General features: G+C 41.1%; 17 protein-coding genes. 15 read left to right on the forward strand and 2 right to left on the reverse strand.

Annotated elements, in window-relative coordinates; all coding sequences use genetic code 11:
- Positions 1 to 180 precede the first annotated feature (180 nt).
- A complete protein-coding gene (alr, locus tag V7L20_RS22965) occupies positions 181 to 1,368 on the reverse strand; it encodes an alanine racemase (RefSeq protein ID WP_334746302.1) in 1,188 nt (395 codons plus the stop codon).
- 418 nt (positions 1,369 to 1,786) lie between these two features.
- Here alr and V7L20_RS22970 point away from each other — a divergent pair, with 418 nt between their 5' ends.
- The 15 genes from V7L20_RS22970 to V7L20_RS23040 all read left to right on the forward strand — a co-directional run bounded on the left by V7L20_RS22970 (position 1,787) and on the right by V7L20_RS23040 (position 15,436).
- Complete coding sequence (locus V7L20_RS22970; RefSeq protein ID WP_069070622.1) at positions 1,787 to 2,284, forward strand: HNH endonuclease; 498 nt, start codon at positions 1,787 to 1,789, stop codon at positions 2,282 to 2,284.
- 764 nt (positions 2,285 to 3,048) lie between these two features.
- Positions 3,049 to 4,332 (forward strand): DHH family phosphoesterase, encoded by a 1,284-nt coding sequence (locus tag V7L20_RS22975; RefSeq protein ID WP_334746303.1) that lies wholly within the window; start codon positions 3,049 to 3,051, stop codon positions 4,330 to 4,332.
- A 235-nt stretch (positions 4,333 to 4,567) separates the two neighbouring features.
- The gene (locus V7L20_RS22980; protein ID WP_334746397.1) at positions 4,568 to 4,711 is read left to right on the forward strand and encodes a PIN domain-containing protein; all 144 of its coding nucleotides are present in this window, start codon (positions 4,568 to 4,570) and stop codon (positions 4,709 to 4,711) included.
- A gap of 287 nt (positions 4,712 to 4,998) precedes the next feature.
- Positions 4,999 to 5,244: a hypothetical protein gene (locus V7L20_RS22985; RefSeq protein WP_334746304.1), complete on the forward strand. Its 246-nt coding sequence runs from the start codon at positions 4,999 to 5,001 to the stop codon at positions 5,242 to 5,244.
- The gene (locus V7L20_RS22990; RefSeq protein ID WP_334746305.1) at positions 5,219 to 5,587 is read left to right on the forward strand and encodes a type II toxin-antitoxin system VapC family toxin; all 369 of its coding nucleotides are present in this window, start codon (positions 5,219 to 5,221) and stop codon (positions 5,585 to 5,587) included. Before V7L20_RS22985 ends, V7L20_RS22990 begins: the two co-directional genes overlap by 26 nt.
- Before the next feature lie 215 nt (positions 5,588 to 5,802).
- Entirely contained in the window at positions 5,803 to 6,297 is a 495-nt protein-coding gene (sixA, locus tag V7L20_RS22995; protein ID WP_334746398.1) for a phosphohistidine phosphatase SixA, read from the forward strand.
- A gap of 107 nt (positions 6,298 to 6,404) precedes the next feature.
- Positions 6,405 to 7,541 (forward strand): citrate synthase, encoded by a 1,137-nt coding sequence (locus tag V7L20_RS23000; RefSeq protein ID WP_334746306.1) that lies wholly within the window; start codon positions 6,405 to 6,407, stop codon positions 7,539 to 7,541.
- 302 nt (positions 7,542 to 7,843) lie between these two features.
- Complete coding sequence (gene nuoH, locus V7L20_RS23005; RefSeq protein WP_334746307.1) at positions 7,844 to 8,962, forward strand: NADH-quinone oxidoreductase subunit NuoH; 1,119 nt, start codon at positions 7,844 to 7,846, stop codon at positions 8,960 to 8,962.
- Between the two features lie 89 nt (positions 8,963 to 9,051).
- Positions 9,052 to 9,636, forward strand: a complete 585-nt coding sequence (gene ndhI, locus V7L20_RS23010; RefSeq protein ID WP_334746308.1) for an NAD(P)H-quinone oxidoreductase subunit I — start codon at positions 9,052 to 9,054, stop codon at positions 9,634 to 9,636.
- A 221-nt stretch (positions 9,637 to 9,857) separates the two neighbouring features.
- Positions 9,858 to 10,472 (forward strand): NADH-quinone oxidoreductase subunit J, encoded by a 615-nt coding sequence (locus V7L20_RS23015; RefSeq protein ID WP_334746309.1) that lies wholly within the window; start codon positions 9,858 to 9,860, stop codon positions 10,470 to 10,472.
- A 59-nt stretch (positions 10,473 to 10,531) separates the two neighbouring features.
- Entirely contained in the window at positions 10,532 to 10,837 is a 306-nt protein-coding gene (gene nuoK, locus V7L20_RS23020; protein WP_006199065.1) for an NADH-quinone oxidoreductase subunit NuoK, read from the forward strand.
- Between the two features lie 6 nt (positions 10,838 to 10,843).
- On the forward strand, positions 10,844 to 11,764 hold the full coding sequence (locus V7L20_RS23025) for an NAD(+) kinase (protein WP_334746310.1): 921 nt from the start codon (positions 10,844 to 10,846) through the stop codon (positions 11,762 to 11,764).
- A gap of 159 nt (positions 11,765 to 11,923) precedes the next feature.
- Entirely contained in the window at positions 11,924 to 12,166 is a 243-nt protein-coding gene (locus V7L20_RS23030; RefSeq protein WP_334746311.1) for a DUF3303 domain-containing protein, read from the forward strand.
- Positions 12,167 to 12,595: 429 nt separating this feature from the next.
- Complete coding sequence (locus tag V7L20_RS23035; RefSeq protein ID WP_334746312.1) at positions 12,596 to 13,378, forward strand: GNAT family N-acetyltransferase; 783 nt, start codon at positions 12,596 to 12,598, stop codon at positions 13,376 to 13,378.
- Between the two features lie 399 nt (positions 13,379 to 13,777).
- Positions 13,778 to 15,436, forward strand: coding sequence for a glycosyltransferase family 39 protein (locus tag V7L20_RS23040; protein ID WP_334746313.1), 1,659 nt, complete (start codon positions 13,778 to 13,780; stop codon positions 15,434 to 15,436).
- A gap of 325 nt (positions 15,437 to 15,761) precedes the next feature.
- Here the strand turns inward: V7L20_RS23040 and V7L20_RS23045 are convergent, their stop codons facing one another.
- Entirely contained in the window at positions 15,762 to 16,166 is a 405-nt protein-coding gene (locus V7L20_RS23045; RefSeq protein ID WP_334746314.1) for a hypothetical protein, read from the reverse strand.
- Between the last annotated feature and the right edge of the window lie 22 nt (positions 16,167 to 16,188).

Raw genomic sequence — 16,188 nt, forward strand, 5'->3', positions numbered from 1 at the left:
GTGGCAAGGTGACAAAAGTTAGAACTTGCAACAAGTCTTCCATTCTCGTTGTATCTTCCCAATGCTCAATACTTCGACTTACCTCGGCTTACTTCGACTACGCCCAACTCTACCAGAGGCTACGCTCTAAGCGTAGCTATGCCGCAGCCTCTCGTAGAGAAGGGCAGTACAAGTGCCCAATTACATAATTGCAACACGAGGCAGACGATGTTTAAAACCACAGAGAATTTCCCAAGAAATAGTGTTTAATTGTTCTGCCCAATCATCTGCTGAAATTTCTTCTTTTCCCTCTTCCCCTAGCAAGGTGACTACTTCCCCTTCTTGGATATTGGGTATAGCACTCACATCCAACATCAACTGATCCATTGTAATTGCCCCGATTTGCGAAACTCGCTGACCGCGAATTAATACTTGCATTTTGTTGGAAAGATTGCGAGGTACACCGTCAGCATAGCCAATTCCCACGACGGCAAGGCAAAGTTCACGCGGGGCAATAAATTTATGCCCGTAACTAACAGCTGTTCCTGCGGAAATTGTTTTAACTTGGGTGACTCGTGCTTTAAGTTGCAAAACCGGCTTGAGATTGATCGCATTTTGTAAATGCGGTGCTGGGTAGAGTCCGTAAACTGCTAAACCGACTCGCACAATGTTGTAGTGTAATGCTGGATTTGTAAGTGCAGCAGCTGAGTTTGCCAAGTGTAAGCAGGGTGGTTCAATTCCCATTGCTTTTATTTGAGCGATCGCTTCCTCAAATCGTTTATGCTGTTCTTGCATTGCCGTAGTATCAGGATCATCTGCTGTTGCCAAATGAGAATAAATACTGGCAATAGATAGATGTGGTAAGCGCTGTACTAATTGCACAAACTCACCAGCTTGCTGCCAATTAGTTCCTAACCTGGACATTCCCGTGTCTAATTTGATGTGTACGGGGACTGAAGAACCATAATTCATCGATTCTAGAGTGTCGGAAAATACCAAAGCTTGTTTAGGGCTATAGAGTGTTGGCTGAAGTTTCCATTGTGCGATCGCATGAATCTGCTCTGGTGTATGAGTTGCCCCTAAAATCAAAATGGGCGCTTGAATCCCCTCTTCTCGCAATTGAATAGCTTCTGGAACTGTAGCGACTCCCAGCCAACTAGCACCTGCTTCCAATACTGTTTTAGAAACTGTCACCGCCCCATGCCCATAAGCATCAGCTTTGACTACTGCCATTAACTGGGTATGTGGCGATAAAAACTGTACCAATTGCTGTACATTATACGTCAACGCCTTTAAATCAATTTCTACCCAAGCGCGTTGGGAAAACCAAGCGTAGGTATTACACTCCTGACTATCAGCAAAATTTGGGGTTTGTTTATGACTTAACATTGCACTTACTCCTTCACACCACCGCAAAGCTTCCAGCTTATCTGTAGGGCTTTTTTATATGCAATACACTCTGACCTCATTTATAAACCTCTCTCCTAAAACAAGAGAAGCTTTGAATTTTACTCCCCAACGCTAGCTTTTAAGAGGCTGGGGGTTAGGTCTGTATTGAACTCAACACCGAAGCGCTATATCAACTCGCGTTCCTCAAAGCCATATCAATTTAATCAGGAAGTTTAACTTTTATCCGAGAGCTTATACAAGATCATGGCTAAATCTGCTTAGAAGGAGGCTGGAAGATTAGATTTGAGTAAAAGTTCACAAGGCGAAATTATTCCAAAAGTATAATTTATTCTCTTTTCCCTAGCAGGATGTATTTGTGTTAACATTTATGTAAAGCTAATACCCTGAGCGCAGATAAATGGGGAAGGTTTTAGTCTTAAACGCCTCTTACGAACCTCTCAATATAACGAGTTGGCGTCGCGCTGTAGTTCTCTTAATTAAGGGGAAAGCAGAACGCGTGGAACACAACGGTAAATTCCTATACTCGGATTTTCCGTTACCGACCGTGATCAGGTTGCGTCATTACGTGCGTGTTCCTTATAAAGAAATTCCTCTGACTCGCCGAAATATATTGCACCGTGACGGTCATGCGTGTCAATACTGTGGTTATACAGGGGATGAGTTGACCCTAGACCATGTAATACCGCGATCGCGCGGCGGGGGAGATACCTGGGAAAACATTGTTACCGCTTGTGTGCGTTGCAATGTTAAAAAAGGTAGTCGCACTCCCCATGAAGCTCACATGCCTTTACGTCATCCTCCTCGCCAACCGTATAGCAGCCTCTATTTCGAGGTCAGTAAACATCTTAAAAGTGGACTGCATACAGAGTGGCAAAAGTATGTTATAGGTCTTTGAGCAAAAAAGCAGAGGAGCAAAGGAGAAAGAAAAAATATCAGCGTTGCTTTAGTGATCAATTGTTAAAAAATTGGTGGCTATATTGGTTGTAAAGAATGTGAGGGCGTCTGGGAAACAAGCGCAATGCCTCAACGCTCAAGCCTCTACATTTATGTATGGGGCTTGCTCCTAGCTTCTACCTTCTTGTACTAGTAAAGGGCGGCATAAATCAAGCTACCATTTTAAAACTTGCAAAAGCCTTAATATATAAAACTTTTGACTTTTGAATGCGTGACTTTTGACTTCCGCCTTGCAAAACTAGGCTTGCTCTAAATTATTAGAATTTTCAAAGGGGATAAAAAACACGCATTATTCAATAAAAATAATTCTTAATTGCTCAATAGTCACAATTATGAGAGTATTTAGCGTAAGACTGTTTCAAATATCGAAGTAAAGTATAAAATAGAAATTATACCCTAAGTTAGATTAAAATTTCACTAATTGAATTTAGGAAAGACAAAAAAGCTCCTCAACCAGATTTATGCTGTCAGATAAAGCCCTATATACTAAACTTTCTTGTTTCCAGCACCTATAGGCCTAAGAGTGGAATTTACTTGATTATTGGCCATTGTTGAGCGCTGCTGTGACTGACAAAAATATACTTAGATGTATAGTGCAATGTTTTGATATTTTTGCGAAGATCAAAATAATGTGGCTGAATTCAATGAATTGCTGATTATGGTATTTCTGAATGAAAGGAGCCTCACACTTTAAAAAAGTTCCCTATGTACTTGAATTCTCCCGTTAGTAAATTTGAGAGTTTGTCATCGACCACAGAGCCAAACCCAGAGGAACCTGAAATAGAAAAAGCGCCAGTGGAAGTTTCATTTAAAACTCCCTCATTACCGCCATCAGTAGGTGAAGGAGCTATATATCTTAATCAGCGTAGTAATTCTCTGGCACAACAAAAATCAGAAGAACTGCAAAGAACGCTTCTGGCACACCGTCACGACCGCCAACTGGTAATTCTGCAAGATTTTCCCGATCCTGATGCCCTTTCCTGTGCCTGGGCTTATCAGCTGATTGCCCAGCAATATGATATCAAATGTGAAATCATTTATGCTGGCGCATTAAGCCATCAAGAAAATATTACCTTGGTAAGGCTGACTAATTTACCTATCCAACGCTGGACGCCGCAAACCTTGAAAACCAAGGATTTGTCATGTTACCAAGGTTTTGTATTAATTGATAACCAGGGAACCACTTCACAACTCCTGTCAGCAATGCAGCAGGCTGGAATTCCCTTAGTAGTCCTCATCGACCATCATAGTATCCAAGGCGATCTGCAATCAGAGTTTGAGGACATCCGTCCTTATGTAAGAGCGACAGCAACAATTTTTACTCAATATCTCCAAACGGGATTATTGGCATTAGATAGTAGCATAAATCAACACGTCAAATGTGCTACTGCCTTGATGCATGGGTTGCGATCAGATACAGATCGGCTCATGCAAGCCCAAGAAGAAGATTTTATGGCAGCGGCATATTTAAGCCGATTTTATGACGCTCAACTGCTAAACGCCATTTTACAGGCGAATCGTTCCAAGCGGGTAATGGATGTGATCGAGCGATCGCTAAAAAATCGCATCGTCCAAAATAACTTTTCCATCGCTGGTGTTGGTTATTTACGCTACGAAGACCGTGACGCCATCCCCCAAGCAGCTGATTTTCTCGTCACCGAAGAAAACGTTCACACCGCCGTAGTTTACGGCATTGTTCACGATGAAGACGAAGAACTAGAAATAGTCATTGGTTCCCTAAGAACCAGTAAACTTACCCTTGACCCCGATGAATTCATCAAAGAAGCCTTTGGACAAGATAGTGCAGGGCGCTTTTTTGGCGGTGGAAGAACAAGCGCAGGCGGCTTTGAAATTCCAATGGGCTTCTTATCTGGCAGCAACGAAAATTCCGCTTATGCGAAAATGAAATGGGAAGTATTTGAAGCTCAAATTAAGCAAAAACTGCTGAGGTTAGTTAATCCTAGAGACAATCCGATTCAGTCGGAATAGAGATATCAAGGAGATGCAAATAACTCCTAACTAATGCAACAGCCTGGGATAAACAGATTGAAAAAGATGTGGCTCAACAAGAAACCCTATCGCCTATTCCTGGCACTCCAACCTTAGAACCTTTAACCGACCTTGACTCCTGGACTCAAAGTTTAATAGGTGTAATCTAACTAGGAGAAGAAAATCCGACAGACAATTATGTGGATTATTTAGAGGAAAAATACGGTTGAAACGGGTGTTGTTCGACAGCGATGTGTTGCTCGATATTTTGGCACAACGTAAACCATTTAAAGCAGCTTCCGCACGAGCGTTAAATATAGTAATGCAGAATCAAGTACAAGGTTATGTTTCAGGTCATGCAGTAACCAATATTTTCTAAATCTTGCGCGTAAGGTTGGTAATGAAGTAGCGCGTGAACTATTAGCAAAGTTATTACAGCACCTTCAAGTTGCCAGCGTGATAGATGAAGTTATTCGGCAAGCTTTGAATAGCCCAATTAAGGATTTTAAGGATGCGGTAAGAGTGCTGCGGCGCTTACGGCAGGTTTAGAAATAATTGTGAGGCAAACACACCCGATTTTGTGGCTTCTTTAGTTTCGGCAATGCTGCCAGATGAGTTTTTGACAACGCTAATTTGAGTGAGTTTATTTTTCTGATAGGTATAAAAATGACACAGCAAGAATTGTTTAATGAGTTTTTATCCCTTCTTGCCGAAGCACAGCGTCAAGTAATCGACTTTATTGCTTTTTTGCGACAAAGATATGCAGTAGTTAAACCAGCCTCTCAGTCATCTGATATTGACTTGATAAATGATAGCTTTATTGGGATGTGGAGCGATCGCCAAGATTTAGCTGATAGTACTGCTTGGCTATGTGGTGTTCGAGAAAATGAGTGGTCAAAGTCACATGACTAACTCAACCATCGTTGATACTGATATTCTAATTGATGCAGGTCGCGGTGTTCTCGAAGCAGTAAAGTGTTTGCAAAATCTGAAAGCTAGTTCTGGCATAGCAATTAGCATAATCACACAAATAGAACTAATGGTTGGTTGTGCTAACAAAGCAGAGCTACAAACACTAGAAAATTTCCTCAACCAGTTTTACATCATTAAGATTGACCACGCTGTGTCTGACATAGCAGTTAATTTATTGCGGTCTTATCGGCTCAGTCATGGTTTAGTCATTCCTGATAGTCTTATTGCAGCTACAGCAATAGTGAGTGGGAAATTACCCGTTTATCACAAAAAACCAACGTGATTATAGATTTATTCAAGGTTTAAATCTATTGCCATATCCATAATATTCAAAATGTCTAACACCTTATTGTAAAGGACAGATGGCAGATCAATGAATACGTAATAATGATTAAGATTAGGATAGATGAAGTCATTAGGATAGATGAAGTCACACCAGACTTAACTCCTAACTCAGTACGGGCTATACCCCGCTACGCTAATAATATTAATAAAAATATGGAACTATATTTAATTCGTCATGGTATCGCTGAAGACAAGGGATTAGACATCAAGGATGAGGAGCGCAGCCTTACTAAAGAAGGAAGGCAAAAAACTGAAAAAGTTGCCCACAAACTTGTTAAATTGGGATTAAGCTTTGATTTAATTCTCACCAGCCCCTTAGTGCGGGCCCGCCAAACGGCTGATATTTTTATAGCAGAAAAACTAAGCTCCCAATTAGAGGAATCTAGCCACCTCGCCCACGATGGTCAAATTTCTAGTTGGCTAAAAGACTGGTTAGAGCCAAGAAATTATTCTCAAAATACTCAACTAGCATTGGTTGGACATGAACCTGATTTGACCAATTGGGCAGAAATTCTTCTATGGGGAGAAGTCAAAGGAAGTTTAGTCTTGAAAAAAGCAGGTATGATTGGGATAAAACTACCAGAAACAGGTTCTGCTCTGGGTCGGAGTCAGATGTTTTGGTTGACACCACCCAAGTACCTGCTATAGCAGTTTTTCAACATTTCCAATTGTTGTTAGAAGGGCTACTGTTATAGCGACAATAATTTCTGGTAAGTTAGCTTGATCAGATATTTCATAAAGCGAATGGTGGTGCCATGATGGTGTGCGAATACAAGCCTGGTTTAGAAGGCATTCCCGCCGCTCAATCAAGTATCAGCTATGTTGATGGGCAAAAGGGAATATTAGAATATCGTGGCATTCGGATTGAAGAATTAGCAGAAAAAAGTACATTCTTGGAAACTGCTTATCTCTTAATCTGGGGCGAACTGCCAAGCAAGGAAGAACTGAAAACATTTGAGCATGAAGTTCGTTACCACAGGCGAATAAAGTACCGCATTCGGGACATGATGAAATGCTTTCCAGAAAGCGGTCACCCAATGGATGCGCTGCAAGCCTCTGCTGCTGCTTTAGGCTTGTTTTATTCGCTCCGGGATTTACATAATCCTGGCTATATTCGAGATTCGGTGGTGCGCCTGATAGCAACCATTCCCACAATGGTAGCAGCGTTCCAACTAATGCGAAAAGGTAATGATCCGGTACGTCCTCGTGATGATTTAGATTATTCCGCCAACTTTCTATACATGCTCAATGAGCAAGAACCCGATCCTTTGATGGCGCGGATTTTTGATATCTGCTTGATACTTCAAGTTGAGCATACAATGAATGCTTCCACTTTCAGTGCCAGGGTGACAGCTTCCACCTTGACCGATCCTTACGCTGTGGTTGCTAGTGCTGTGGGAACTTTGGGAGGGCCCCTGCATGGTGGAGCCAATGAAGAAGTAATTCAGATGTTGGAAAAAATTGGTTCAGTGGAAAATGTCCGTCCCTACATAGAGCATTGTCTGGAAACTAAATCTAAGATTATGGGCTTTGGACATCGCGTGTATAAAGTCAAAGACCCACGAGCCATAATCTTACAAGGACTAGCAGAACAGCTGTTTGAAAAGTTTGGGCATGACAAATTCTATGATATTGCCCTAGAAATGGAACAAGTGGTAGGAGAAAAACTCGGTAGCAAAGGGATTTATCCTAATATTGACTTTTATTCAGGTTTGGTGTATAGAAAGATGGGAATTCCCACAGACTTGTTTACGCCAATATTTGCGATCGCTCGCGTTGCCGGTTGGTTAGCCCACTGGAAAGAACAACTAGCAGAAAACCGAATTTTTCGTCCTACTCAAGTTTACAACGGTCTGCACGAAGTTACTTATACCCCCATTGACCAACGGTAAATGGGAATTAAGATTGGGGATTGGGGATTGGGGATTGGGTAGTTATTCTTTGTCCCCCTGCTTTCCCTGCTTGCTCATCCCCGCATCCCCTCAATAGCTAATCTCAATGCCAACCATAAGTAGAAGTTCTCATTTCGCTTCAGAGGGCTAAAACCATCCAAGGATATACTAGGCATGGGAATTAGCAACAAATCTTCAATCAAGCGTCATCTGGGCAAAAATTAAAAACGCGTGAATTTACAGGTATTCATTCAACTAATAGTTGTAATTCACTATGACTCAATGTCTTAAAGAGTGGAAACATGAACTCAGGAATTGACCTCCAAGGAACTTTTATTGAATCCCTCCGGGATTTAGGTATACCAGCAGGAACAGCCAAAGCGATTTGGATGCCACTGCCAATGATACTGATGCTGATTGGGGCAACAGTGGGGGTATTAGTTGCTACTTGGCTAGAGCGAAAAATTTCCGCCGCCGCACAGCAGCGAATTGGCCCAGAATACCAGGGGCCTTTTGGGTTACTGGTACCTGTAGCGGATGGTTTGAAATTGGTATTTAAAGAAGACGTAGTACCAGCCAAATCTGACCCTTGGCTGTTTACCCTTGGGCCAATTATTGTTGTGATTCCGGTGTTTCTGTCATTCCTGATCGTCCCCTTTGGGCAGAACATCGTAATTAGCAATGTCGGCATGGGCGTATTCTTGTGGATTGCCTTGTCAAGCATTCAACCCATTGGTTTATTAATGGCTGGCTACGCATCTAATAATAAATACTCCCTCTTAGGGGGGTTGCGGGCAGCAGCGCAATCTATTAGTTATGAAATTCCTTTGGCGCTGGCGGTGTTAGCGATCGCTATGATGTCTAACAGCCTCGACACCGTTGATATTGTCAATCAACAGTCTGGCTACGGCATTCTGGGCTGGAACATTTGGCGACAACCAATCGGTTTTGTGATCTTTTGGATAGCCGCTTTAGCTGAATGCGAACGATTACCCTTTGACTTACCCGAAGCGGAAGAAGAAATCGTCGCAGGCTATCAGACTGAATACTCAGGTATGAAATTCGGTCTTTTCTACCTGGGTTCTTACGTTAACTTGATCCTTTCTTCCCTACTAGTAGCAATTCTCTACCTGGGCGGTTGGGACTTTCCCATTCCCCTCAACCTCATCGCTGCTTGGCTGGGAGTCAGTGAACTAAATCCCGTGTTGCAGATAATAACTGCTGCTTTGGGTATCACAATGACCGTGTTCAAAGCCTATTTACTAGTATTTGTTGCCATCCTGTTGCGCTGGACAGTGCCACGGGTACGGATTGACCAACTGTTAGATTTAGGATGGAAGTTTTTATTGCCAGTTGGCTTGGTTAATCTTCTATTAACTGCCGCCTTGAAACTAGCCTTTCCCTTCGCCTTCGGCGGCTAAATCAATTTTAGATTTTAGATTTTAGATTTTGGATTAAATCTCAAATCTAAAATCCAAAATCCAAAATCCAAAAGAGAGAGTGAAATACAATGCTAAAGTTCCTGAAACAAGTTGGTGATTACGCCAAAGAAACAGTACAAGCTGCACGTTACATTGGTCAGGGGCTTTCTGTCACCTTCGACCACATGCGGCGGCGTCCAATTACCGTACAGTACCCTTACGAAAAACTGATTCCTGGTGAACGGTTTCGCGGTAGAATTCACTTTGAATTTGATAAGTGTATCGCCTGCGAAGTCTGTGTTCGCGTTTGTCCGATTAATCTGCCTGTAGTAGATTGGGAATTCGACAAAGCTAGCAAAAAGAAAAAACTCAACCACTACAGTATTGACTTTGGAGTTTGTATCTTTTGTGGTAATTGTGTGGAATTTTGCCCTACTAACTGTCTATCTATGACAGAAGAGTATGAGCTTTCCACTTATGATCGCCATGAATTGAACTATGACAACGTAGCGTTAGGTCGTCTGCCCTACAAGGTAACAAATGACCCAATGGTTACACCACTGCGCGAACTTGTTTACCTACCCAAAGGCGTCCTCGAACCACATGGACTGCCCGCAGATGCACCGCGTGCTGGTGCGCGTCCAGATGACCTGGTAGAACAAACAGAAAAATAATGTCATTTGTCCATTGTCATTTGTCCTTTGTCCTTTTTATTTGACCAATGACTAATGACCACTGATCAATACTTCGACTACGCTCAGTACAAGTGACCAATGACCATACAAATTTGTGATTTGTGATTTTGGATTCAAACAAAAATCTAAAATCGTTCGACTGAGCGAAGTCGAAGTCTAAAATCCAAAATCCAAAATTGATTGACTAAGGACAAAAAACAGTGAATCTAGCCGAAGGAGTACAGTTTGTATCACTTGGCATACTAGGCATGATGATGATTGGGGCGGCCATTGGTGTGGTGCTGTTCTCCAACATCGTCTATTCTGCCTTTTTGCTGGGGGGTGTGTTCATTAGCATAGCGGGAATCTACCTGTTGCTAAATGCTGATTTTGTTGCAGCTGCACAAATACTAATTTACGTTGGGGCGGTTAACGTGTTGATTTTGTTTGCCATTATGTTGGTGAACAAGCGGCAGAATTTTGTAGCATTTCCTAACTCTTGGGTGCGGAAAGTACTAACGGGTATAGTCAGTGTCGGATTGTTCGGTCTTTTAAGTACGATGGTGCTGGCTACTCCTTGGGCTTACTCAACTGCTCCTGTGGCGGGTGGTAAAAGTTCTATAGTTTTAATTGGAGAACATTTCTTCACTGACTTTTTACTGCCTTTTGAACTGGCTTCCATTTTGCTGTTGATAGCAATGGTAGGAGCAATTATTTTGGCACGCCGCGAGTATTTGCCAGACCTATTGACACCATCCAAACTGGGGCAAACTGTTTTGACTTTGCAAGAACGCCCCAGAGAACTAGTATCAACAACCAGCGAAACAAAAGAGTAATATTTGTGACCAGAGTCGCAAATATACAGCCGATTTTTTCAGGAGGGATACCCAAATTCATGCAACTCCAGTACTTTTTATTACTAGCAGCAGCTTTATTCTGCATCGGCATCTATGGTTTAATTACCAGCCGCAATGCTGTGCGAGTGCTGATGTCAATTGAGTTACTGCTCAATGCTGTTAATCTGAATTTAATGGCATTTTCCAACTTCCTCGACTCAACATTAATTAAGGGTCAGGTTTTCACAGTATTTGTGATTACCGTGGCCGCAGCCGAGGCGGCGGTGGGTTTAGCGATCGTGCTTGCCATTTATCGCAACCGCGATACCGTCGATATGGAGCAGTTTAATCTCCTGAAATGGTAATTGTGCGTGCAACTAAAGCAGGTAATCATTGCTTATAAAGCGCGAGATGCCCGGAGTAAACAATGGGCAGAACTCTGTGCTAAACAACTAGAAAGTCGCGAGTGCCATGTGTTGATGGGGCCAAGCGGCCCGAAAGACAACCCCTATCCTGTCTTTTTGGCTTCGGCGGCTCAACCAATCGATCTCGCCTTGGTACTCGGTGGCGATGGTACTGTTTTAACTGGTGCCAGGCATTTAGCCCCAGCTGGTATCCCTATTCTGGGAGTGAATGTGGGAGGTCATCTGGGGTTTTTAACTGAGTCAGTGGAAGAGTTTCAGGATACTGAGAAAGTTTGGGATCGGCTGTTTGAGGATCGCTATGCTATCCAACGACGGATGATGTTACAAGCTGCTGTGTATGAGGGTCATGGATCTAATTTAGAACCAGTTAGTGACCATTATCTGGCTTTGAATGAGTTTTGTGTCAAACCCGCATCTGCTGACCGGATGATCACTTCAATTCTGGAAATGGAAATTGACGGTGAAGTAGTCGATCAGTACGTTGGGGACGGGTTAATCATTGCTACTCCTACAGGTTCTACTGGTTATACCGTTTCTGCCAATGGCCCAATTATGCATGATGGTATGGAAGCAATTACCATCACTCCTATTTGTGCAATGAGCCTTTCTAGTCGCCCCCTGGTATTACCCCCTGGTTCTGTAGTGAGTATTTGGCCTTTGGGAGATTATGATTTGAGTACCAAGCTGTGGACAGATGGAGTTTTGGGGACTTCAATTTGGCCGGGAAACCGCGTTGATGTGCGGATGGCAGATTGTCGGGCTAAATTTATTATTTTGCGCGAGAACAATTCTTACTATCAAACGCTGCGGGAGAAGTTGCTTTGGGCTGGTACAAGGGTTCACTACAGCAATAATCACCGTAATTAATTAAGTCTTTTAGAGTGCATTTACCGCAGATTGCGATCGCGTAGGGTCGCAATTAAAATTATCTAAGCCCCTGGATTTATCCGGGGGCTTTCTCAAGGGCAGTAGAGGATGAATTAGAGAGAGATTCAATTTACATAATTCAAGGCTGATATGCTTTACATGATTGTTGCACACTTTAAAAATGAAGATCCTCTGCCCGTATATAGCAGGTTTCGAGATCAAGGTCGTCTCGCGCTTGAAGGACTGATCTATGTTTCAAGCTGGGTCGATGAAAAAATGCATCGTTGTTACCAGCTAATGGAAACGGATAATCCAACATTGATTGAACAGTGGATTGCTAATTGGAATGATATTGTTGATTTTGAAGTCTATGGAGTAGTTACGTTTAAAGAAGCTACTTAACGTATTACTCCTTTGCTTTAGATTCGTGTTGAGCATATCATGTAGTGTCTCCATCAGCAATCATGCGATCGCTTTGAGCTTCTGAAGATGAATTGAATAATAAATGCTGGTTCTTTCGCTGGTTCTTAACCTTGGTTTTGGTCAGGACTAATTTAGATGCATCTGCCCTGATTTTGATTATTTTAATTGGTTTACATTTATAGCGTATATCAAAGGAAAATTTTGTATCTTATTGCCAGATTTTTTAGGAATTAATGTCCATAATAAAAGCACTCTACCTCTAATCCAAGAGAGTAAAAAAGCTCTCTAGAGGCTCTTTTATCAAAAACCGTCTCAATCACCTTTTGACACATTAATGCATAATGTGGGCTATTTGTATAGTGTCTAAATTTTAGTAGAATATTTTCGCAAATCTAAATAGGAAGATAGATGGAAGTTTCTGGACGCAACATCAATTACCCACTGAATCCTCCTCTCACTCTTGAAGATTTTCCCGTCCTTCAAACTGAAAAATATACCCTACGGCTAGCGTCAACTAAAGAAGAATTAGAATCAATTTTTCGGTTGCGCTTTGAAGTTTTTAATCTTGAACTAGGCTTGGGATATTCTGCTTCTAACTTTACCCAGATGGATATAGATAAGTTTGATATGGTTTGCCATCATTTAATCATGATCTCCAAACAAACGGGTAAAACCATTGGAACTTATCGGATGCAAACCTATGCAATGGCTTCTCAAAGATTAGGCTTTGATGCTGCCGATATATTTAATCTTAATGCGATTCCCAATTCTGTACTTCAGGCATCAGTTGAAGTTGGACGTGCATGTATAGCTAAAGAATACCGCAATATTCAGGCACTTTTACTATTATGGAAAGGGCTAGCAAATTATCTCATCTGGAGTAAAAATCAATATTTCTTTGGGTGTGCATCATTACTAACACAATGTCCTTTAAAAGCTACTTGCACTTATGATTATTTTCAGCAGAATGGCTTAATGCATCCAAGTATTTTGGTTTATCCAAATTCACAATTTTGTTTAAAAATGCCTCATAGATGTCCAGATTCATCCAACGTTGAAATACCTAAAATTTTGCAAGCATATTTAAATATTGGGTCTAAAATATGTAGTATTCCAGCTATTGACCGACACTTTAAGACTATTGATTTTTTAACTATATCTGATACCAAAGACTTTTCTAGATGGCGTTAGCAAATATTGTAAAAATTCTCTTTTGTCTTAACGACACTCAGTCGCAACTACAGGAACAAAGCTAGTCTATTGTGCTATTGCTAGCGCACCACATGGGCTGTAAGAATAGCAATATTTATGGTATTTTACTTCTCATCTACATCTTGGCTGTAAAACGAAGGTCAGTTTTGCCGTATTGGATACAACCTTGTGCTATTGTTTTCAGAGTTAATAGAGGAGAGATATTTATTGTCAATATTTCAAATCAGATGACTCTCACTCAAAGTACGTTGGCGATGTCTGATGAGCAGGTTCAGATATGATAACTAGCGATGTCTACAACGGGCGTAGCTGTGGCACTTCATCCAGTACGCCTACCTGACTGGATTATTTTAGACAAATTATTGGGAAAAATTACTTATGCGCCATCTCAAATTTGCTCCGAGTTGGTTGCGATTTTTAATTATTTTCTTATTGGCGATGGGTATATTGTTTCGCTTTTTTAACCTTGACGGTAAAGTTTACTGGTATGATGAAACTTATACCTCATTGCGGATTTCTGGTTACAGAATAACTGAAGTAAAACAACAAATTTTTAATAATAGTGTCATTACTGGAGAAAGCTTTGCCCACTTTCAAGGTGCAAATCAACAAAAAAGCTTAAATGACACAATTATGACTCTGGCAAAAGAAGATCCGTACCATCCACCGCTTTATTACATAATAGCCAGATTGTGGATGGAAATTTTTGGTAATTCGGTGACGGCGATTAGAAGTTTATCTTCCTACATCAGTTTGCTGGTTTTTCCTTGTGTTTATTGGCTATGCCGAGAATTATTTAATGTACCATTATCGGTTCCTGGTGTAGCGATCGCACTCATGGCAATTTCTCCAATTCAACTAGTTTATGCCCAAGAAGCACAAGAATATATTCTCTGGTTAGTCACCATCTTACTATCCAGTGCATCTCTGTTACGAGCAATGCGGCTAGAATCACAAGATAAAGATGAGCTAGCAAACGAACAAAAACAGCCCGATTTATTCGCTATCTGGAGTATTTATGCAGTAACTTTAGCTATCAGCCTTTATACATGTATTTGGAGTGCATTTGTAGCACTTGCTCACGTAATTTATGTAACGAGCGCTGCCAAATTTAAGTTTACTGAAACTGTCAGAACTTATCTGTTAGTATCACTGGTAGGTTTTTTAGCCTTCATGCCTTGGATAACAATTGTGATAGGTGACTTTTTTCAATTTTTGCTTTCAGCAGATAAAACAAAAAATCAGTCATTTTTGATGCCTATATTTCCATTTTTACAGATGCAGTTAAGCCGGATTTTTTTTGATATAGACCTTAGCCCAGCTAATCCTCTGAACTCTTTAATTACACCAATACTTTTAATTATTATCGGATATTCAATTTGTTTTCTTTGTCTAACAACTAACTATAAAGTCTGGTTTTTTCTCATCACATTCATTGTAGTGCCAGCACTACCCTTAATACTGTCAAGTGCTGGTGGCATACAATTATCTACCGAACCATATTTCATGCCATCTTATTTAGGAATCCAAGTAACTGTTGCTTACCTATTAGCTACACAAATATATAATGAAAGCGTGTCACGCCGGAGCATTTGGCAGATAATCATGACATTGGTGATTGTTTGTGGACTGATTTCTTGTAAGGTGAGTTCCCAAGCAGAAACTTGGTGGAATAAGGGTGTGAGTTATGGCAATCCACAAGTTGCCCGAATCATTAATCAGACTAGTAGTCCACTTTTGGTTAGTGATGCTTTGGGCAATAATTATGGAAATATTTTTTCTCTAAGCTATCTTTTAGAAACAAAAGTGCGATTTTTATTGGTGAACAACCAAAAAATTCCCATAATCCCTGATGGGTTTGCTAATGTATTTTTATTTAATCCTTCAGACCCTTGGCGCGAAACAATTGAAAAAAAGTATAACTTAAAGACAGATATTGTTTATAGTGATCAATATTATTCGGTCTGGAAATTGGTTAAATCTCCTAATTTGCGCCAACGTAATATCTCAATTAATAAGTTAGTTAGCAGTTTATAGGAGAGCTATTTCATCTCATTTAGACCGCTCAGAATCAATTCTGAGTCTAATAGCGAAAGTTGTCTTTAAACGACTGAGAAAAGGCTATAGTTCAATATGCTTAACTTTGTGAAAAATTTTAGGTTGGGTTAAGCAAAGTGCAACCGAACAAAGCCTCGGAAATATTGAGTTACCCTACGGATCTTGCTACGTCCCTTAACCCAACCTACACAATTTAAGGCTTTTGGCTCAACCCAACTCTCTCCCCCTTTTTCGAGAGCTTGCTCTGATATACTTCATTTGCTCATGAATGGAGAATCCTGAATTCTTCTTCAAGCAATGTTGTTTACAAGCGATCGCGAATTATTTTAAGTTGATCTTGAGTCTTAATTGGCTCTCGCGGTGCTGGTAATTCGGTATTAGGCCAGCTAGGTAAATCATTGCAAGGGCATAACAACGCCGGCATCCCAACGTTTCGCACTGCTACAGGCATACTGCAACGGCTGCAAGGTAGCATCTCCCAGGCTGGGGTCAACAGTTCACCAATGGTTTCATGTGTACCCTCTAGGTAACAATCACCAGATTCTGGTGAGAGAATTTTTTGCCAGCACTCTTCAAATTCTTTACTATAGTGATCGCCATTTAGCACCGATTGCGGCAAAAAGCTTGCCTTACCGTTGCTCGTAATCACTTTCTTACCTAACTGAAACCAGTAGGCAAGGTATCCTCTAACTTCTTGTTTGGTTGCCATATTACAATTTTAGATTTTAAAT

This window comes from Nostoc sp. (assembly GCF_036916735.1).
In the GTDB taxonomy this organism is placed as follows: Bacteria; Cyanobacteriota; Cyanobacteriia; order Cyanobacteriales; family Nostocaceae; genus Nostoc.